Annotated in this window: 21 protein-coding genes and 1 riboswitch; of the genes, 19 read left to right on the top strand and 2 right to left on the bottom strand. The window is 29.2% G+C overall.

All coding sequences use genetic code 11. The features are described from left to right. Position 1 precedes the first annotated feature (1 nt). The 11 genes from JJC01_12645 to JJC01_12595 all read left to right on the top strand — a co-directional run bounded on the left by JJC01_12645 (position 2) and on the right by JJC01_12595 (position 9,914). Positions 2-952, top strand: a complete 951-nt coding sequence (locus tag JJC01_12645) for an ABC transporter permease (protein ID UDN57022.1) — start codon at positions 2-4, stop codon at positions 950-952. A gap of 23 nt (positions 953-975) precedes the next feature. After that, positions 976-1,938, top strand: coding sequence for a sugar ABC transporter substrate-binding protein (locus tag JJC01_12640; GenBank protein ID UDN57021.1), 963 nt, complete (start codon positions 976-978; stop codon positions 1,936-1,938). A 368-nt stretch (positions 1,939-2,306) separates the two neighbouring features. Beyond that, on the top strand, positions 2,307-2,939 hold the full coding sequence (locus JJC01_12635; protein ID UDN57020.1) for a YitT family protein: 633 nt from the start codon (positions 2,307-2,309) through the stop codon (positions 2,937-2,939). 168 nt (positions 2,940-3,107) lie between these two features. After that, positions 3,108-3,251, top strand: coding sequence for a hypothetical protein (locus JJC01_12630; GenBank protein UDN60228.1), 144 nt, complete (start codon positions 3,108-3,110; stop codon positions 3,249-3,251). A gap of 8 nt (positions 3,252-3,259) precedes the next feature. Continuing rightward, positions 3,260-3,352 (top strand): K(+)-transporting ATPase subunit F, encoded by a 93-nt coding sequence (kdpF, locus tag JJC01_12625; protein UDN57019.1) that lies wholly within the window; start codon positions 3,260-3,262, stop codon positions 3,350-3,352. Between the two features lie 39 nt (positions 3,353-3,391). Beyond that, positions 3,392-5,074, top strand: a complete 1,683-nt coding sequence (gene kdpA / locus JJC01_12620) for a potassium-transporting ATPase subunit KdpA (protein ID UDN60176.1) — start codon at positions 3,392-3,394, stop codon at positions 5,072-5,074. 24 nt (positions 5,075-5,098) lie between these two features. Then, complete coding sequence (gene kdpB / locus JJC01_12615; GenBank protein ID UDN57018.1) at positions 5,099-7,156, top strand: potassium-transporting ATPase subunit KdpB; 2,058 nt, start codon at positions 5,099-5,101, stop codon at positions 7,154-7,156. Positions 7,157-7,174: 18 nt separating this feature from the next. Next, complete coding sequence (locus JJC01_12610; protein UDN57017.1) at positions 7,175-7,801, top strand: K(+)-transporting ATPase subunit C; 627 nt, start codon at positions 7,175-7,177, stop codon at positions 7,799-7,801. A 237-nt stretch (positions 7,802-8,038) separates the two neighbouring features. Beyond that, positions 8,039-8,947 carry a cysteine synthase A gene (cysK, locus tag JJC01_12605; protein ID UDN57016.1) on the top strand — a complete coding sequence of 303 codons (909 nt, stop codon included), beginning with the start codon at positions 8,039-8,041 and terminating at the stop codon, positions 8,945-8,947. A gap of 26 nt (positions 8,948-8,973) precedes the next feature. Then, positions 8,974-9,564, top strand: a complete 591-nt coding sequence (gene cysE / locus JJC01_12600) for a serine O-acetyltransferase (protein ID UDN57015.1) — start codon at positions 8,974-8,976, stop codon at positions 9,562-9,564. Positions 9,565-9,725: 161 nt separating this feature from the next. After that, positions 9,726-9,914 carry a ferredoxin gene (locus tag JJC01_12595; GenBank protein ID UDN57014.1) on the top strand — a complete coding sequence of 63 codons (189 nt, stop codon included), beginning with the start codon at positions 9,726-9,728 and terminating at the stop codon, positions 9,912-9,914. A 53-nt stretch (positions 9,915-9,967) separates the two neighbouring features. On the opposite strand, the gene JJC01_12590 is transcribed toward JJC01_12595, so the two are convergent. Together JJC01_12590 and JJC01_12585 are read right to left on the bottom strand one after the other, a co-directional pair. After that, on the bottom strand, positions 9,968-10,837 hold the full coding sequence (locus JJC01_12590; GenBank protein UDN57013.1) for a methionyl aminopeptidase: 870 nt from the start codon (positions 10,835-10,837) through the stop codon (positions 9,968-9,970). 143 nt (positions 10,838-10,980) lie between these two features. Further along, positions 10,981-12,234 (bottom strand): hypothetical protein, encoded by a 1,254-nt coding sequence (locus tag JJC01_12585; protein UDN57012.1) that lies wholly within the window; start codon positions 12,232-12,234, stop codon positions 10,981-10,983. A gap of 291 nt (positions 12,235-12,525) precedes the next feature. Here JJC01_12585 and JJC01_12580 point away from each other — a divergent pair, with 291 nt between their 5' ends. The 8 genes from JJC01_12580 to JJC01_12545 all read left to right on the top strand — a co-directional run bounded on the left by JJC01_12580 (position 12,526) and on the right by JJC01_12545 (position 20,062). Then, positions 12,526-12,837 (top strand): GIY-YIG nuclease family protein, encoded by a 312-nt coding sequence (locus JJC01_12580; protein ID UDN57011.1) that lies wholly within the window; start codon positions 12,526-12,528, stop codon positions 12,835-12,837. Positions 12,838-12,930: 93 nt separating this feature from the next. After that, a riboswitch (TPP riboswitch) is annotated at positions 12,931-13,023 on the top strand. 103 nt (positions 13,024-13,126) lie between these two features. Further along, positions 13,127-13,921 (top strand): bifunctional hydroxymethylpyrimidine kinase/phosphomethylpyrimidine kinase, encoded by a 795-nt coding sequence (gene thiD, locus JJC01_12575; GenBank protein UDN57010.1) that lies wholly within the window; start codon positions 13,127-13,129, stop codon positions 13,919-13,921. Positions 13,922-13,943: 22 nt separating this feature from the next. Next, positions 13,944-14,735 carry a hydroxyethylthiazole kinase gene (gene thiM, locus JJC01_12570; GenBank protein ID UDN57009.1) on the top strand — a complete coding sequence of 264 codons (792 nt, stop codon included), beginning with the start codon at positions 13,944-13,946 and terminating at the stop codon, positions 14,733-14,735. A 21-nt stretch (positions 14,736-14,756) separates the two neighbouring features. Further along, positions 14,757-15,389: a thiamine phosphate synthase gene (thiE, locus tag JJC01_12565; GenBank protein ID UDN57008.1), complete on the top strand. Its 633-nt coding sequence runs from the start codon at positions 14,757-14,759 to the stop codon at positions 15,387-15,389. Positions 15,390-15,525: 136 nt separating this feature from the next. Continuing rightward, positions 15,526-15,828: a PTS sugar transporter subunit IIB gene (locus tag JJC01_12560; GenBank protein UDN57007.1), complete on the top strand. Its 303-nt coding sequence runs from the start codon at positions 15,526-15,528 to the stop codon at positions 15,826-15,828. A gap of 426 nt (positions 15,829-16,254) precedes the next feature. Next, entirely contained in the window at positions 16,255-19,011 is a 2,757-nt protein-coding gene (locus JJC01_12555; GenBank protein UDN57006.1) for a sigma 54-interacting transcriptional regulator, read from the top strand. A 133-nt stretch (positions 19,012-19,144) separates the two neighbouring features. Further along, positions 19,145-19,624 (top strand): PTS sugar transporter subunit IIB, encoded by a 480-nt coding sequence (locus JJC01_12550; GenBank protein ID UDN57005.1) that lies wholly within the window; start codon positions 19,145-19,147, stop codon positions 19,622-19,624. Positions 19,625-19,639: 15 nt separating this feature from the next. Continuing rightward, the gene (locus JJC01_12545; protein ID UDN57004.1) at positions 19,640-20,062 is read left to right on the top strand and encodes a PTS mannose transporter subunit IIA; all 423 of its coding nucleotides are present in this window, start codon (positions 19,640-19,642) and stop codon (positions 20,060-20,062) included. Positions 20,063-20,074: the final 12 nt, after the last annotated feature.

Genomic DNA, 20,074 nt, shown 5'->3' with positions numbered 1-20,074 from the left:
GATGAAAAAAGCTTTTGAGAAATTGAATTTAAGAGATTATGGAGTATTACTAGGTTTTTTGGCTTTATGTATAGCGATAAGTGTTGCAACTCCATCATTTTTAGGTAAACAAAATATACTTAATCTTTTGCGACAATCTTCTATAATTGGAATAATTTCGGCAGGTATGACTTTTGTTATAATATCTGGAAACTTTGATATATCAGTTGGGGCAGTAGCAGCTCTTGCAGGTGCTATAACGATGAAATTTGCGACTGGTGGAACCAATTTATTTGTATCTATGCTTTTAGGTATAGCAATTTGTGCAGTAATAGGACTAATAAATGGGATAGTAGTTGCAAAGATAAATGTACCATCGCTAATAGCTACTATGGCTATGGTTACTATTGTAAGAGGATTGCTTTTGATGCTTACAGGAGGATATCCAATTACTGAAAATATACCAATACTCGATTATATTGGAAATGGATATTTATTTAATATACCAATACCAGTAGTAATTTTCTTTATAGTAGTACTAGTTGCATTTATTGTACTAAATAAAACTAAGTTTGGTAGATATGTTTATTCTGTAGGAGGTAATCAAGAAGCAAGTAAACTCAATGGTATAAATGTGGATTCCCATAAAATAAAAGTATTTATTATTAATGCTGTACTTGCAGGAATAGCTGGGATTGTACTAACTGGAAGACTTGGAACGGCAACTGCGATTGCAGGTGAAGGCTATGATATGGATGCTATTGCATCTGTTGTAATCGGAGGGACATCAGTAGCAGGAGGCTCTGGCTCTGTACTTAAAACTGTTATAGGTGTGTTACTTATGAGTGTTATAAACAACAGTTTTAATCTTCTTGGAATAGATGTATATTTCCAATACATATTTAAAGGTTTAATAATTTTAGCAGCAGTTGGATTTGATTCTTATAGCAAGAAAAAGCTTGCTTCAAGATAAAAAATAAGAGGGGGAAATTTTTTATGAGAAAATTAATGAAACATTTAGCATTGTTACTATCACTTGTTATGATATTCAGTTTAGTTGGATGCTCAAATGATAGTGGAAAAGGAAAAGATGGAGAAAAAAAGATAGCAGTATTGTTGCCAGGTTCAACAGGTTATTTTGTAGCAACTAAACAAGGTATAGATGCAAAATCTAAAGAATTAGGTGTAAATGTAGAATATGCAGATGCTCAATGGGATGCTAGTAAACAATTATCACAAGCTGAAGATTTTATGGCTAAAGGAGTAGATATGATTGCATTATGTGGAGTTGATTCTGCTGTAAGCGAGAGAATAGTTAAGGCTGCTAATGATTCAGAAGTTCCTATAATAGCATTTACAAATTCTATAGGAAGTAACTCAACTGGAGAATTTAAAGGCTTAGTTACCTATATAGGGCAAAATGAGGAAGAAACAGGAGCATTAACAGGTAAAATTGCTAAAAACTTATTAGGAGAAGCTGGTGGAAAAGCTGTATTAATAGAAGGTGTTCCAGGAACTACTCCACAAGTATTAAGAAAAAAAGGTCTTGAAAAAGAGTTAAAAGATAGTAACATACAAATAGTTTATAACCAAACTTCAAATTGGGAGAAAGAGCAAGCCTTAAAGGTAACAGAAGATTTAATTCAAAAGAAAACTGATTTTAATGTTATAATATGTCAAGATGATAACTCTGCTACAGGAGCAGGACAAGCTTTAAAAGATGCTGGTCTTAAAGATAAAGTTAAAGTTATAGGTTTAGGTGGAAGTAAAGACGGATTAAAAGCTGTAACTGATGGGTTAATAGATGGTACAACTTATATGTCTGCTATTGAAGAAGGTGCATTAGTTATAGAAAAGGCATCTAATTTCCTTAAAGGCGAAAAAGTTGAACCTGTTACACAAATTAAACAAGTTGAAGTCAACAAGGATAATATTTCAGAATTTAAGGGTGAATGGTAAGATATTACATACATTAAAATTGAGAGAGTTACTTTATATAGTTTCTAAAGTAACTCTCTCTTTAAATCCAACCTAGTAATAAGTTATTGGATAGTATTTCTAAACAAATAAAAAATTAATATAAACAAAGACTTATTTATACTAAATTATAAGTCAAATTAATATAAACTTATGTAAAATGAGAAAACATTTAAAGTATTGAAAATACTAAGGTTCAAAAGAATTATTAAAAAAACATAAAAAAACATAAAAAAACTATTGAAAAAAATAAAAAAATTTTGTATAATTAAAGTTTTAAAAAGTGTGGTATACAAAGCCAATTCTTTTGTATATAATATATATAAATTAAGAAAAAGGAAGGGATATGTATGGCCAGGCGGTTATTTTTAGAAAGAATTGGACTTATATTATTAGGTTCAGCAATATTAGCATTTGGAGTTTATAATTTTTACTATCTAAACAACATAACAGAAGGTGGAGTGTTAGGTATTTTACTACTGTTAAAAAATTTATTCAACATACAACCAGCAATAGCAAATATTGTAATTGATGGTTTACTACTTTTAGTAGGATATAAATTTTTCGGTAAAAAATTCCTAATATATTCAATAGTAGCTTCTATAAGTTTTTCAGTATTATATGATTTATTTGAAGCTATAGGACCTCTTGTACCACAATCACAAAATATGCTTTTATCAACTATTTTGGCAGGTATAACTGTAGGAGTAGGAGTAGGGATAATAGTAAAAGCAGGTTGTGCATCGGGAGGAGACGATGCTTTAGCATTAGTAATTTCTAAGACTACATCTTTGAACATAGGGCAAGTTTATCTAGCAACAGATGTTATTGTATTGTTGTTATCATTAGTTTACCTATCCGCATTTGATATTTTTTATTCTTTAATTGCTGTTACGATTAGTGGTAAAGTAATTGATTTTATTTACTATCATGGTAAAAATTTAGATATGGATATGAGTAATGAAATAGTTCCAGAATGTTAATATAAACTAAATAACAGTATTTTTGAAAGGTGGCAAACTTGCCTCCTTTTTTTATGTCTAAATTAAGTAGAGAAGAGCTAATTTTATATTTATGCAATACTAATCAATAATAGATGTATCTTAACCCTATCTTTATACCTAAAATGATAAGATAAATGAAGTAGCAATATGAAACCAAAACGTATCAAAGAAACTAAAGTAAATGGAGGAGTCGAAATGTTAGATATAGTGATGATAGCGTCACTGGCTATAGGATTTATTTCCATGAAGTTGCTTGCTGGCTGGTGTGGGAAACAAACTGAAAAAAAATAATGTAATGTATGGAGGTATTACCTATGTGGTTTCTGGCAGTTGTAATTGTAATGTTGATAGTATATTTGGTGTATGCGCTTATTAATCCTGAAAAATTCTAAATAGTATAGAGGTAATAAGCAAGTTGAATTGGGGGGAAAATTTTTATGGTACAGATAGTAATAGTATTGGCGATATTTATGGTTTTAGTAATACCTATGGGTAAATATTTATATCATATATCCACTAACCAAAAAACATTTGGAGATAAAGTGTTTGATAAAATAGACAATGGCATATATAAGGTATGTAGCATAGATAAGAAAAAAGAAATGAATTGGAAGCAATATGCTTTAGCTTTATTAGTTACAAATGCAGTCATGGTGTTTATAGGATATGTAATACTTAGAACTCAGAGCATGCATATTTTTAATCCTAATGGAATTAAAGGTATGGAACAAAGTTTATCATTTAATACAATAATAAGTTTTATGACAAACACGAATCTTCAACATTACTCAGGTGAAACAGGGCTTTCATATCTTAGTCAAATGACAGTGATAATATACATGATGTTTACATCAGCAGCAACAGGATATGCAGCGGCCATGGCATTTGTAAGAGGGTTAGTAGGCAAAAAGAAAACATTAGGCAACTTTTATGTAGATTTAATTAGAATAACAACAAGAGTACTTTTACCAGGGGCTTTAATTGTTGGTATTATATTAGTTACACAAGGAGTACCACAAACTTTTGCTGGTACAGAAACAGTAACTACTATAGAAGGAAAACTTCAAGATATAGCTAAAGGTCCTGTGGCAGCACTTGAATCAATAAAACACTTAGGAACAAATGGAGGAGGATTTTTTGGTTCAAATTCATCACATCCATTTGAAAATCCAACAATAATATCAAATATAGTAGAGATGTTATCTATGATGATATTACCAGGAGCTTGTGTTGTTGCATTTGGACATATGATAAAGAATAAAAAACAAGGTTGGGTTGTATTTGGTGCAATGTCAATCATATTTTTAATAGGTTTAATAGTTTGTTTTAGAGCAGAAAGTGCAGGAAATCCTATCTTATCACAATTAGGACTTAATCAAAGCATGGGAAGTATGGAAGGTAAAGAAGTTAGATTTGGTATAGCTCAATCAGCATTGTTTACGACAGTGACGACTTCCTTTACAACTGGTACAGTTAACAATATGCATGATACCTTAACTCCTCTAGGAGGATTAGTACCACTTTTAAATATGATGTTAAATGTCGTATTTGGTGGTAAAGGTGTAGGCCTTATGAATATGCTAATGTACGCTATAATAGCAGTATTTTTATGTGGATTAATGGTAGGAAGAACACCAGAATTCTTAACTAAGAAAATTGAAGGAAAAGAAATGAAGCTTATAGCTTTACTTATTATATTACATCCACTTTTGATACTTATGTTCTCTGGACTTGCAGTAGCACTACCAGCAGGTCTTGAGGGAATTTCAAATCCTGGATTCCATGGATTATCACAGGTTTTATATGAGTTTGCATCTTCAGCAGCTAATAATGGCTCAGGATTTGAAGGTTTAGGAGATAATACTATGTTCTGGAATATAACAACAGGTATAGTTATGTTTTTTGGAAGATATGTGTCTATTATAATATTACTTGCAATATCAAGTTTATTAGCATCTAAGAACTCTGTAAATGAAAGCATAGGAACACTTAGAACTGATAATTTCACATTTACAATAATTTTAGTATTGGTTGTTTTAATTGTTGGTGCTTTAACATTTTTCCCAGCCTTAGCGCTTGGACCTATTTCAGAGCATCTAGTATTATGGCACTAAAAAATTGGGAGGGAGTAAAATTTTATGGAAACTAAAAAAACAAAGTTTATTACAAAAGATATTTTCAAAACTTCCATTATAGAAGCTTTTAAAAAATTAAATCCTAAATATATGATGAAAAATCCAGTTATGTTTGTTGTAGAGATTGGATTTATAGTAACTTTGATACTTACAATAGTACCTAGTTTGTTTGGAGATGAAGGTAATAACTTAAGAGCTTATAATGGGATTGTAACAATAATACTATTTATAACTGTTCTTTTTGCAAATTTTGCTGAAGCTGTAGCTGAAGGTAGAGGAAAAGCACAAGCAGATACATTAAAGAAAACTAGAAAAGATACAGTTGCAAGAGTTTTAGATAAATTAGGAAATGAAAAAATGATAAGTGCAAGCGAGCTAAAACTGGGAGATATTGTTTTAGTCAATGCAGGAGAAGTTATTCCAAATGATGGAGAAGTAATAGAAGGTATAGCTTCTGTGGATGAGTCAGCAATAACTGGAGAATCTGCACCTGTTATGAGAGAATCTGGAGGAGATTTCGCTTCTGTTACAGGAGGAACTACAGTTGTAAGTGACTGGCTAAAAATAAAAATAACAACAAAACCAGGAGAATCCTTCTTAGATAAAATGATAGCTCTTGTAGAAGGAGCTTCAAGACAAAAAACACCAAATGAAATTGCTTTAAATACTTTATTGGTGGGATTAACACTTATATTTATGGTTGTTTTAATCTCTCTTTATCCAATGGCAAATTATGCAGGTGTAAAGATTCCAATTTCTACTATGATAGCACTTTTGGTGTGTTTAATACCAACTACTATAGGTGGATTATTGTCAGCTATTGGTATTGCAGGTATGGATAGAGTAACTAGATTCAATGTTATTGCAATGTCAGGAAAAGCAGTAGAAGCTTGTGGTGATGTTGATACTATGATTTTGGATAAGACAGGTACTATTACTTATGGAAATAGACTTGCATCAGAATTTATAGCAGTTGGAAATGCAGATTCAAAAAATTTAATAAACTATGCTGTTATGTGCTCATTAAAAGATGACACACCAGAAGGAAAGTCTATAGTTGATTTAGGGATAAAATTAGGTTCAACAGGAAAAACAAAAGAGGCCGAAGAAGCTGAGTTTGTAGAATTCTCTGCACAAACTAGAATGAGTGGTATAAATTTATCTGATGGAACAGCTATTAGAAAAGGGGCTTATGACAGTATAATAAATCGAGTAAAATCTTCTGGTGGATTAGTACCAGACGATTTAGAAGAAAGTGTGAATAGAGTAGCAAAATTAGGTGGTACACCTCTAGTAGTGTGTGTCGATAATGAGATATACGGTATTATCTACTTAAAGGATACAGTAAAATCAGGTCTTGTAGAAAGATTTGCTAGACTTCGTGAGATAGGAATAAAGACAATCATGTGTACAGGAGATAATCCTTTAACAGCAGCCACAATTGCAAGAGAGGCTGGAGTAGATGGATTTATTGCAGAATGTAAACCAGAAGATAAGATAGAGGCAATAAAAAAAGAACAATCTGAAGGTAAAATAGTTGCTATGACAGGGGATGGAACAAATGATGCTCCTGCACTTGCTCAAGCAGATGTGGGTCTTGCTATGAATAGTGGTACAACATCTGCAAAGGAAGCAGCAAACATGGTAGATTTAGATTCAGACCCAACTAAAATATTAGAAGTGGTTGAAATAGGAAAACAGCTTTTAATAACACGTGGTGCTTTAACAACATTCAGTATAGCAAATGATATTGCAAAATACTTTGCAATTATACCAGCTATATTTACCCTTGCAATACCTCAAATGGAGATATTAAATATAATGAAGCTTTCTACATCATTTAGTGCGATATTATCAGCTTTAATATTTAATGCTATAATTATCCCATGTTTAATACCTCTTGCTATGAAAGGGGTAAAATATAGACCTATGAAATCGCAAGCTATGCTAATGAGAAATATGCTTATTTTTGGTCTTGGTGGGGTTATAGTACCATTTTTAGGAATAAAAGTAATTGATTTATTAATTACACCTTTAGTAATGGTTCTTAATTTAGGTTAATAAATGGAGGATATAAAAATGAAAACATTAAAACCAGCATTGCTTGTAAGTCTTGTATTGTTATTTGTTTGCGGACTTGTATATCCACTTGTTTTAACAGGCGTAAGTCAAGTTGCATTTAAAGATAAAGCTAATGGAAGTATGATAGAAGTAAATGGCGTAAAGGTTGGTTCAGAGCTTATTGGTCAAAGTTTTACAGATACAAGATTTTTTAAGGGAAGAGTTTCATCAGTAAACTATAATACTTATACAAAAGAAGATTTAATACCAGATAAGGATGGAAATACAGTTTATGGCGGTGTTTCATCGGGTTCTTTTAATTATGGGGCAACTAATCCAGAGCTTCATGATAGAGTTCAAAAAGACATTGAACAGTTTTTGAAGGATAATCCAGGTGTAAAAAAAGAAGATATACCAACAGATTTGCTTACAGCATCAGGTTCAGGACTTGACCCTAATATAAGTCCCGCTTCTGCAAAGGTTCAGATACCTGCTATAGCAAAAGTATCAGGAATATCAGAGAGTAAATTACAAAAAATTGTAGATGATAATACTTCAAAAAAACTTTTCGGAGTTTTAGGTGAAGATAGAGTTAATGTGTTAAAGGTTAATGTAGAGGTTGCAAAAATATTAGGTCTTATATAGTATTTCGTAGAATTTTTGTAGTGAAGTATTGTGTATGACTTAGCATAAAGCTTGAAGTTTGAAGAGTGAAAATCGATAATGATTTTCACTTTTTTTGTTTGAATATTACTAATATTAGAAATAAAACAATTGAAAGGATAAAATCCAAAAAAAGGTTGCATTATCAAAATGATAATACTATAATATATTTATCGTTATCAATTTGATAATAGAATTGGACATATAGGAGGAAGTAGTATGTTATATAATAACGCATTAGAGTTGATAGGAAACACACCTGTAGTAAGGTTGAATAATTTAGGATGTACTAACGGGTGTTCTAACATATATGTAAAATTAGAAAAAGTAAATCCAGCAGGAAGTATAAAAGATAGAGCAGTTTATGAAATGCTAGAAGGATTAGAAAAAAGAGGAGAATTAAAAAAGGGTGATGTACTAGTAGAAGCAACTAGTGGCAACACTGGTATTGCATTATCCATGATAGGAAGATTAAAAGGATATGAAGTAGTAATAGTAATGCCAGAGACTATGAGTATCGAGAGACGAGATTTAATGAAGGCTTATGGAGCAAATTTAGTACTTACAGATGGAAAAGCTGGAATGTCAGGCTCTATAGAAAAAGCAAATGAACTATTGAGAGAAAATCCAAACTATAAAAGTTTGAAACAATTTGAAAATAAAGACAATCCAAATGCACATTATAAAACAACAGCAGTTGAAATTATGAATGATGTTAGAGATTTAGATATATTTGTATGTGGAGTTGGAACAGGTGGTACTTTAATAGGGACTGCAAGATATTTAAAAGAGCAAAATCCAAATATAAAAGTAGTTGCACTTGAGCCAAAAAAATCTCCAGCTATATCAGAAAATAAAACTGGACCTCATAAAATACAAGGAATAGGAGCTAACTTTGTTCCTGAAAATTATGATTCTAGTGTAGTTGATGAAGTAATATTAGTTGATGATGAAGATGCTTTTGATACAGTTAAATTACTTGCATCAAAGGAAGGGATTTTGGTAGGTATATCTTCTGGAGCAAATATATTTGGAGCTATGGAAATGGCGAAAAAATATCCAAATAAAAAAATAGTAACAGTAGCTCCAGATGGAGTAGATAAATATATGTCCATGGGAATATTTTAATAATTTTATTTGAGGGAGTGAATACTTTGTTTAAAAAAATAAATAAAGATATTGAATATATAATGAAGAATGATCCAGCAGCTAGATCTAAGATAGAAGTTTTTTTACTATATCCATCAGTGCATGCAATGATAATGCATAGAATAGCTCATTTTCTTTATAAGAAGAAGATGCTTTTTTCAGCTAGATTAATATCCCAGATATCCAGATTTATGACTGGTATAGAAATACATCCTGGAGCTAAAATGGGAGAAGGTATTTTGATAGACCATGGAATGGGTGTTGTAATTGGCGAAACAGCTGAAGTGGGAAATAGAGTAACAATATATCAAGGAGCTACTTTAGGTGCTACAGGAAAGGATACTGGCAAGAGACATCCAACTGTTGGCGATGATGTATTAATTGGAGCTGGAACAAAAATACTAGGAGCTTTAAATATCGGTTCTAATTCAAAAATAGGTGCAAATTCAGTTGTTGTTAAAGATGTACCTAATGGAGCCACAGTTGTTGGTATACCAGCAAAAATAGTGAAAATAAGAAATCTAGAACCTGTAAAAAAGAATAAAAGAGAAGTATCCTACGAATACGAAGAGTTAGACAATGTATATTATATATAGTCATAACACAACTATAAAATAAATTTTATAAAATTTATTTTGAAAAGGTATTATTTTCAAATTTGAGGACATAATAAAAAAGAACTGAAGGTCAAAGTTTTAGTTCGCCAATCGTTGGTAAACAAAAATTTTAAATTTGTAACATCTAGGAGGATTTTATTATGAAAGCAAATGTTAATCAAGATACTTGTATAGGTTGTGGATTATGTCCATCAATATGCCCAGAAGTATTTGACATGGCTGATGATGGAAAATCACATGTTATAGTTGATGAAATACCAAGTGATGCTGAAGAATCAGCAAAAGAAGCTAGAGAAAGCTGTCCAGTTGATGCAATAGATGTGCATTAACAAAAGAAAAGCCTATGAAGATTGAAAGCTCAATCTTTATAGGCTTTTATATTTTATTGAGTTAAAATTTCAATTCCTGTTTCTGTAACTAAAACCATGCACTCCCATTGAGCAGATAATTTACCATCTTTTGTGTAGATAGTCCAATCATTTTCTTCATCAACAAAAATCTCATGAGTTCCTTCATTTACCATAGGTTCTATAGTAAATATCATTCCAGGAACCAATAACATTTCGGTTCCTTTTTTAGAAACATAACTTACAAATGGGTCTTCATGAAAACTTAGTCCAACTCCATGCCCACCAATTTCTCTAACAACAGAATATCCATTTTCTTTTGCATAAGAATTAATAGCATCACCTATATCACCCAAGAATCCCCATGGTTTAGCAGCTTCAAGACCTTTTTGAATGCATTCTTTAGTAACTTGAACCAGTTTTTTTGCATTTTCTTTAACATTTCCTACCATAAACATTCTTGAAGCATCTGAGTAATATCCATTAAAAATAGTAGACACATCTATATTTATAATATCTCCATCCTTTAATAGGATGTCTTTACTTGGGATACCATGACAAACTTCATTGTTTATTGATGTACATACACTTTTAGGAAAACCATTATAATCTAGTGGTGCAGGAATAGCTCCATTTTCTAATGTAAAGTTATGGACTAATTCATTTATATCTTCTGTAGACATTCCAACTTTAATTTTATCCGAAATATAATCTAAAATCTTTGTGTTTATTACAGCACTTTTTTTAATTTCTTCAATTTGTGTTGCATTTTTTATGATGTCATGAGTAGGTACAATATGACCTAGCTGAGCAAATGAATTTATTTTATTATCTATATCCATATGACATTTTTTATATTTTTTAGTACTTCCACACCAACAAGCATCGTTTCTGTTTAATTTCATAACTCTTCATCCTTTTTATTATTTATTTAAATTATGGGCTACATAAACTATTTTAAAATATAACCATTAGAAATATTATAACATAAATATCAAAAAGTCTTTTATAAAGAGTACTTTATTAAATAGAAATATATTATTAAGTATTAATGTGTTTCATAGCTTAGTTCTAATTCTTCAAGAAAATTATATGTTAAAGGACAATTTTCTTTCAATATATTTTTTGAGTCTTCATCAAGATAATAATGCACAAATGATTCCGCAAAAAATTCTTCTGGGAATTTACTAATATATGCATGTGCAACTTGTTTAGGGTCATAAAGTTTATACCTTTCTTGAATAAACACTTCCATAAATTCTTCTGAATTTGATTTTTTGTCTAATACATTTTTATCTATAGCATGTGCAGTTTCATGTAATTCCAAATTTTTAGCTGAATGAACATTTGCATAACTAGGGTTACTATAACCTATTTTAGCCACAATAGAGTTGTTTCTATATACCCCAGGTACATCTTTCCAAGTTTTACCTGATCTTACCCAGCATGGAGGTAATTGGTGTTTTAAATCACTAAATTCTGGTTCATCAGTTAAATTTGAATTTATTAATTTTATAATTATATCTTTTTCTTTAAGTGTTTGTAGATATTTTCCATTTATGTTTGAAAGTCTGTTTTTCATGTTTTCAACTTCATCTTTATCATAGTCTGAATTATCCGGAAGTATAATCATTTGTTCAATTATATCTATATTACTTTCTCTTATATTTTTACTGTTTTTGTTAACTTCATATTTGAGGCTATCATCTCGATAAAAAGTCATATTTGCATCGTTTTCTGAAAAAGAGGAGTGAATATTGTCTAAATCTAAAATGTTCATTTGATGTAAAATATTTTTTGTTTCACCACTCCATACCACTAAAGAAAGTGAATTAAAGTTAATTAGTGGATTTTCTTTCATTTTTGTTTTATTACTTATACTGACATCGAATACATATTCAATGGAGTTTTCTATATCAAGATTGTTTGTATTCTTCTTAAGATATAGATATGCTTGTCTTAACTCTATATAAATGTTATCTAAAGATTCGTCGAAAAATTCTGATAGATTGTTTGTAAATATTTCTTCACTTAAAAGTTCACTTTTATCAGTCACACTTTCAATTAAAGTATTAATTTCTTTTATCATCTCAGGAATATTTATCTTCTTGCTTGCTTTTTCATCAGATACATTGCATGGTGCAAGAGCAATGCAATAAAAATCTTCTTCTTTTTTATAAAAGGCTTTAAGTGATTTTGACAAAAGTGTAAAGTCTACACCTATCTGCAAATTGACTTTAAATAAGTTCTTTTGTGATAATTCAATATTATTGCTTTTAGCTATAATTAAATTGTTTTCCATAATCATTGCCCCCTTTTTATTAGGTTATCATAATTTTTTTATATATGTCAATTTATTTTTTTGAAAATTATAATTTTTTTGAAAATTTTATTTTTTATATTTGTGAATTTTTTGTTAGAAGAATAAATATGTTATTAATATGTCAAAATTTAGCGTCAAATACTTTTAGAATCTACTTTACGAATTTACATTTGAGTTATTGTTATAGCTCACCAATATATAAAATTTACAGCAGTTTTTTTTATTTTATAATATAATGTTTATATATTTAATTTAAGGATGTGAATTAAGATGTATTTTACATATATTATAAGGTGCAAAGATGATTCTCTATATACTGGATATACTAGCAATATAGAAAGAAGAATGAATGAGCATAAGTCAGGAATTAATTCAAAGTATATAAGAGCAAGGGGATTTAAAAAGTTAGAGGTTTATTTTGTAACAAATACAAAAAGTAATGCAATGAAATTAGAATACTATATAAAAAAGTTAACTAGGGATAAAAAATTATCTATAATAAAAAATCCCAATATACTTATAGATTCAATTGACAATAAAGAAAATTATATTATTGGAGAAGAGATAAAAGAACTGAAGTAAGTGTCTTTAATTATATTGTAAATAAGTGTATACAGTGTAAAAACTTGACAATAAATACTATTGTAATATAATGAAGTTATAAATATAATAAATTAAAATAGCTAGGGGAGCCAAGAGCTGAGAGGAATACCGACCCTTACACCTGAACTGGATAATGCCAGCGTAGGAAAGCTTAGTATAAAACTTAAGTATGTATTATTTGTGATATATGCGAATTTCTAAGCTATACCTATTGTAGGTATAGCTTTTTTAGTTAATCTATTTAAATTAAATTTTTAGGAGGGTATAAATGAGTAACTACAAAATACCAACACTTACAATAGCTGGTTCAGATTCATCTGGAGGAGCTGGAATCCAAGCTGATTTGAAAACTTTTAGTGCAATTGGCACATATGGAATGAGCGTAATAACAGCTATAACGGCACAAAATACTCAAGGAGTTTTTGCTGTAGAAGATTTAAGCCAAAGTATAATAAAAAAACAAATAGAGGCAGTATTTGATGATATACCTCCAAGAGCAGTAAAAATAGGAATGGTTTCAAGCCCAGAAATTATACTTGAAATAGTTGAAAATTTAAAAAAATATAATCCAGAATATTTAATAGTAGACCCTGTAATGATATCTAAAAGTGGATATTATTTATTAAAACCAGAAGCAAAGGAAAATCTAATTAAGTATTTAATACCACTTGCATATATAATTACACCAAATATTCCAGAAGCAGAAGAAATTACAGGAATAAAAATACATAATGTAGATGATATGAATAGAGTAGGAAAGAAAATATTAGAGCTTGGACCTAAATTTGTTCTTATGAAAGGTGGACATTTAGATGGAGAAGCAGTGGATATTTTAGTTGGTAAAAATATATTTGAAGTGTATAAAAGTGAAAGAATTGATAAAAAAAATACACATGGAACAGGATGTACATTATCTTCTGCAATAACATCTTACCTTGCATTAGGTTATGAAATAAAAGAAGCAGTAAAATTAAGTAAAATTTATATAACAGAAGCAATAAAAAATAGTTTTGATATAGGTCATGGAGTAGGCCCAGTACATCATTTTTATAAGTTTGAATAATAAAATTTTATGGAGGTAGAATATGTATAATTTAATTGAAGAAGTAAAGAAAGTAAACCCATTAGTAATTCACTATACTAATAATGTAACAATAAATGATTGTGCTAATGTAACTTTAGCTATAGGTGCAAGCCCTCTTATGAGTTTTTCATATGAGGAAGTAGAAGAAATGGTAAGTATAGCAAATGCTGTAGTTATAAATATAGGAACTATGAATTCAAATATATTAGATTTGTTTTTATTGGCTGGAAAGGCGGCAAATAAATACAATAAACCTGTTATCTTAGACCCAGTGGGAGTCTTTGCAAGTAAAGCCAGAGCAGAACTTACAAATAAGCTTTTAAATGAAGTTAAATTTGATGTGGTTAAAGGGAATATAGCAGAAATAAAATTTATAGGTGGCTTTGATGTAATGGGTAAAGGTGTAGATTCCTTTGATGATGAAGAAGATTCTACTGATATAATAAAAAAAGTTTCTGAAAAGCTTGAATGTATAGTTGCAGCAACTGGAAAAATAGATATAATAACTGATAGTAAGAATACATATAAAATAAATAATGGAACTGATAAATTAAAAGGTATTACAGGCACAGGGTGTATGACTGCTAGCTTGATTGCAAGTTTTATGGCTGTGACTAAAAATAAATTAGAAGCAGCTACAATGGGTGTACTTACAATGTCGTTAAGTGGGGAGCTGGCTAATTTAAATAATCCACCAATAGGTACATTTAAAGAAAAGCTAATGAATTCTATTTATCAAATGGATGAAGAGATTATAAGTAAAAACTCTAATATTGAATTTTTAAATGAATAAATGGTCAACAGGAGGCTGTAAATGATAGATAAAGAATGTTTAAAAAAAGACTTAAAGTTATATTTAGTGACTGATTCTGAAATGCTAGAAGGTAGAGATTTTTATAAATGTATTGAAGATGCAATTGTTTCTGGAATAACAACGGTGCAACTCAGAGAAAAAAATGCTTCTGGAAAAGAATTTTTAAAAAAGGCTATGAAGCTAAGGGAAATAACTAGAAAACATGGTGTTAAGTTTATAATAAATGATAGAGTAGATATAGCAATTATTTGTGATGCAGATGGAGTGCATGTAGGACAGAGTGACATTGATGCAAAGGAAGTTAGAAAGCTTATAGGGAAAGATAAAATACTAGGTGTATCAGCAAGAACTTTAGAAGAAGCTATCTGTGCAAAAAATGATGGTGCAGACTATTTAGGTATAGGGTCTATATTTACAACATCTACCAAACTGGATGCTAAATCCGCATCATTTGAAACTGTCAAAGAAATTAAAGAAAAGATAGATATACCATTTGTATTGATTGGTGGTATAAAACTAGATAATGTAGATAAACTTAAGTGCTTAAATAGTGATGGATATGCTATAATATCTGCTGTATTAAAATCTGAAAATATTTCTGAAGAAGTAGAAAAGTGGACATTAAAAATATAAAATGAGTTATGGTAGTGAAAAAATTGGAAAAATTTGATATAATTTAAAAGTAAAATATAGGAAGTTATAAATGTAAACTTTTCTACATATACTTTTTAATCAAAATATATGTAGATTTGATTAAAAGGAGATATTAATGATTAGGATATTATTAGTGTGTGTTGGCGGTATGTCTTCTACTTTATTGGTAAATAAAATGGAGAAAGATGCAAAGAAAAGAGATATAGACTGTAAAATATGGGCAGTTGGAGAGGGAAATATAAAATCAGAACTTGGTAATTTTGATATTTTACTTCTTGGGCCACAGCTTAGATTTATGTTTGATGATGTAAAATCTATAGTTGGAGATAAAGCTCCAGTAGCTATAATAGATATGGTAAACTATGGTACTTGTAATGGTCATGCTGTATTAAATGCAGTACTAGAAATACTAAATTAAATTAATCACTGATAGTGAACTCTATGATATAGAGTTCACTTTTTATATTTTATAGTTCTTTTTCAAATTTTTTTATTTTCAACAAGGCTGATTTAAATTGTTCATCTTCATAGACTCTTAATATATAATTAACTTAGAAAAAAATTATTTCTAGAAAAAAATTAATAAAGGAGAATATAAGGTAGAGTTGTTTCTATATGTAAATTATTCCTAAATTTGCACTGATTATATACTTATCCATTTAGATTTTAATCTATTCAAAATACACTTCTATTTACTCGTTTATCAATTTATATGGTAATAATTGGATTTGATTGTATGAGATTAGTGCAGTACTATTTATTAGAATAAAAGAATATAATTTATTTTTTCACTAATATATAAAGGATATACTGGTATCATTGACATTTATATTGGAGGTTGATTATGAAGAATGAAATTTTACGTTTTATAAATGAAAAGGTATTATTTGACAATTTTGATGAACTTAAAAAACAAAGTGGTATAGTAACAGAAGATATAGTAAAAAAGTTTAATTTAAGTAGAACTCAATCAAGCAGATTATTAAATGATTTGGTAAAGTCTGATAATCTTATAAAGATAAATAGTAGACCTGTTATCTTTCTACCAAAAAATAAGATAAATGATGCAATAGGTCCTACGAAAAAAAGTATTTATGAAAGTGTTGATGAACTTAGTAATGAGTGTAAATTATTAAAGCAGGAGATTGTATTTAACAGTATTATAGGTCATGAAAGTAGCCTAAAAGAGGCAATAGAGCAAATAAAAACCGCTGTACTTTATCCAAATGATGGACTTACAATAATGCTAACAGGTGAAAGTGGTGTAGGTAAAACTTTTTTAGCGAAGGTAATATATAAGTATAGTGTAAGTAGTAATATATTAGAAAAAAATGCTCCATATAATGTACTAAACTGTGCACAGTACTATAATAATCCAGAGTTATTATCAAGTATACTATTTGGACATGTCAAGGGGGCTTATACTGGAGCAAATGAATCTAGAGCTGGGTTAATAGAGAAATCTGATGGTGGTATATTATTTTTAGATGAGGTACATAGATTAAACAGTGAAGGTCAGGAAAAGTTATTTACATTTATGGATACAGGTACATTTTCTAGAATTGGAGAGAATGGAGTAAATAGAAGTGCTAAGGTAAGGCTAGTATTTGCTACAACAGAAAGCTTATCTGAGTTTTTGCAGACTTTTTTAAGAAGAATACCTATAAATATTTATGTTCCTAATATAGAGGAAAGAGGAACTATTGAAAAAAGGAAGATTATAGAACATTTTATATATGAGGAAAGTAAGGTGCTTGGTTTACCTATAGAGATAACTCAAATTACATTAAATACGATTTTAAAGATAAAATTCAAAGGTAATATAGGTGAATGTAAAAATGTAATAAAATATGCATGTGGAAGGGCATATGCAAAAAACCAAAAAAGAAATGGAAATATTTTTGTTACACTTCAAGACCTTCCTAGAAATATTTATATAGAAAATGTAGATATATTTCAGTTCCAAAGTGCTAAAAGCAAAAGTATTGTGTTTTCTCCTAAACAATTTAATATTGAGACATCAGATGAAGGAAATAAAAGAAATATAATATATCAAAGTCTTACAAAGTGTTTAGATTATTTTGATAGACTAGAAAAAAAAGAAATAACAAAAGAGATATTTAGTGAAAAGAGCTCAAACTTAATGATTAGGTTAATGGATAACCTAGTTTTTTCAAATAATGATGAAAATAAAAATGTACTTATGGAGCTTATAATATCTATAATGCAGGATATATTTAGAAATTTAGAAGTTAACAACAATATAAAATATGATGGAAATAATGTATTAGCATTTTCTTCGTATCTTTATTTGAAGGATGAGTCTTATCAATTGTCTGATGAATGTAAAATCTTACAAAGTAAATTACTAACATATTTAAAGAAAGAAAATTACAAAGAATACTCTATAGTAAATAAAGTATCGACATTAATAGCAAATAGATTGGATATGTATCTTAATAATGTAGATATAATTATAATGATTATATTTATTAAGTCGACAGTTATAAGAATGAAGTCTAATAAAGTTAATGCAATGATTATAGCACATGGGTATGCTACTGCTAGTAGTATGGCAAATGTATGTAATCGTATGTTGGGTAAAAATGTATTTACAGCTATAGATATGCCTATAGATGCGACAATTGCTGATGTATCAAATCAAATGTCTAGATACTTGGAAGGAGATAGGATAAAAAATGGACTAGTTGTGTTATTTGATATGGGCTCTCTTAATCTGATATATGAAGATTTAAAAAGTAAAATAAGTAGTCCAATGTTGTTTATAGACCAAATATCCACTATTTTTGCACTAGAGGTAGGTAATTTATTAATGCAAGGTAAAAACATTGAAGATATAGCAGAAATTATGGATGAAGAAATTAAACCCAACATACAATTGTATTATCCTCAAAAAAATAAAGAGTATGCTATAGTATCTTCTTGTTTTACTGGGATAGGTACTGCTATAAAAATCCAACATCTACTTTCAGAAAGCTTAATGGGGATAGTTGATGTTAAGATAATACCACACGATTATGAGAGTCTTGTTTCTATGGGAGATAAAGATCCACTTTTTAAAATGTATGATGTATTGGCCATAGTAGGAACTGCTAATCCAAATGTAAATGGAGTAGATTTCATACTACTAGAGGATATAATATCAGGAAAAGGAGAAGATGATGTCTTTAGAATATTTAGTAAAGTAGTAGAAAGTGAAAAAATCAAAAACATAAATGATTCTATCATAAAGAATTTTTCTTTGATTAGAGTAATAGATAGTCTGACTATTTTAGACTCAAAAAAAATAATAGAGAGAATAGAAGAAGGAATCAATGCTATAGAAAATAATCAAAAGAAAAAACTTCCTAATGATAAAAAAATTGCTTTATATGTTCACTTAAGTTGTATGATTGAAAGATTGGTTAGACAAGCTGAGATTGAAGAATATACTGATATGAATTTATTAATTAAAAACCATCACAGTGAAGTTAAACTAATAAAAAATGCATTTAGTGTGCTAGAAAAGAGTTATAGTGTGCAAATATCTATTTCAGAAATCGGATATATCTATAATATTATTTATGGTCCACTTCAGTAAAATACAGTATTAAAAAATAAATAAATAAAATTGAAAAAAAAGTATGCCACTAGTTGGCATGCTTTTTGCTTTTATAAATAAACAAGAGGATAAAAAATAAAAATTTTAATATATAATGGAGGATTTGAGGAAAATGATATCTTTAATGAGGATTGATGACAGACTAATACATGGTCAGGTAGCATATGGATGGACAACATCATTAGGTATAAATGTAATATTAGTTGCAAATGATGAAGCAAAAAACGATCAAATGAAAGCCATGTCATTAAATTTAGCTAAGCCTAGCAATGTAACTTTATATATAAGGGGGGTAGAGGAATCTGGAGAAATAGTAGAAAAATTTGCTTCTTCAAAGAAAAGTAATGTATTAGTATTAGTAAAAAATACAAAAGATGCTTTAGATGTAGCTAAAAACTCAGGAGGAGTTTTAAAAGAAATAAATGTAGGTGGATTAAGATACGAGGAAGGAAAGAAGAAGCTGACAGACTTAGTTGCTGTTGATGATAATGATATAAACAATTTTAAAGAAATAACTGATTTAGGAATTGATATAGAATTTAGAATGTTACCTAGAGACAAAAAGAAAAAATTATCAGACTTAATAAAATAATTTGGGAGAAAGAAAATGAAAAATTTTTTAATTGCAACACATGGAGAATTATCTAAGGAGCTTGTTGAGACAAGTAAATTAATAATTGGTTCATTAAGTAATGTTGAGTACTTTTGTATGACAAAAGATAAATCAGCAGACGATGCTGAGAAAGAAATGATAAGTATATTATCAAATAACAAAAATAATGGAGAACTTATCATACTAACAGATATATTTGGTGGAAGTGTAGCAAACATATGTACTAATTTACTCTTACAAGGGTTTAAATTTGAGTTATTGACAGGAGTAAATTTACCAATGCTTTTGGCTATTCTTTTATCAACAGAAGAGGATGCAAAGCTATTAGCTAAATCAGGTTTAGAGGAAGCGAGAAATGGAATAGTTCATGTAAATGAACTATTAGAAAATAAAAATGAAATCAAAAGTGTGATGTAATTAATGTAAATT

Origin of the sequence: Clostridioides sp. ES-S-0010-02 (assembly GCA_020641055.1) — a bacterium.
Lineage (GTDB): Bacteria > Bacillota > Clostridia > Peptostreptococcales > Peptostreptococcaceae > Clostridioides.
The sequence above is the reverse complement of the archived record's forward strand: the minus strand, read 5'-3'. Positions and strand labels throughout refer to the sequence as shown.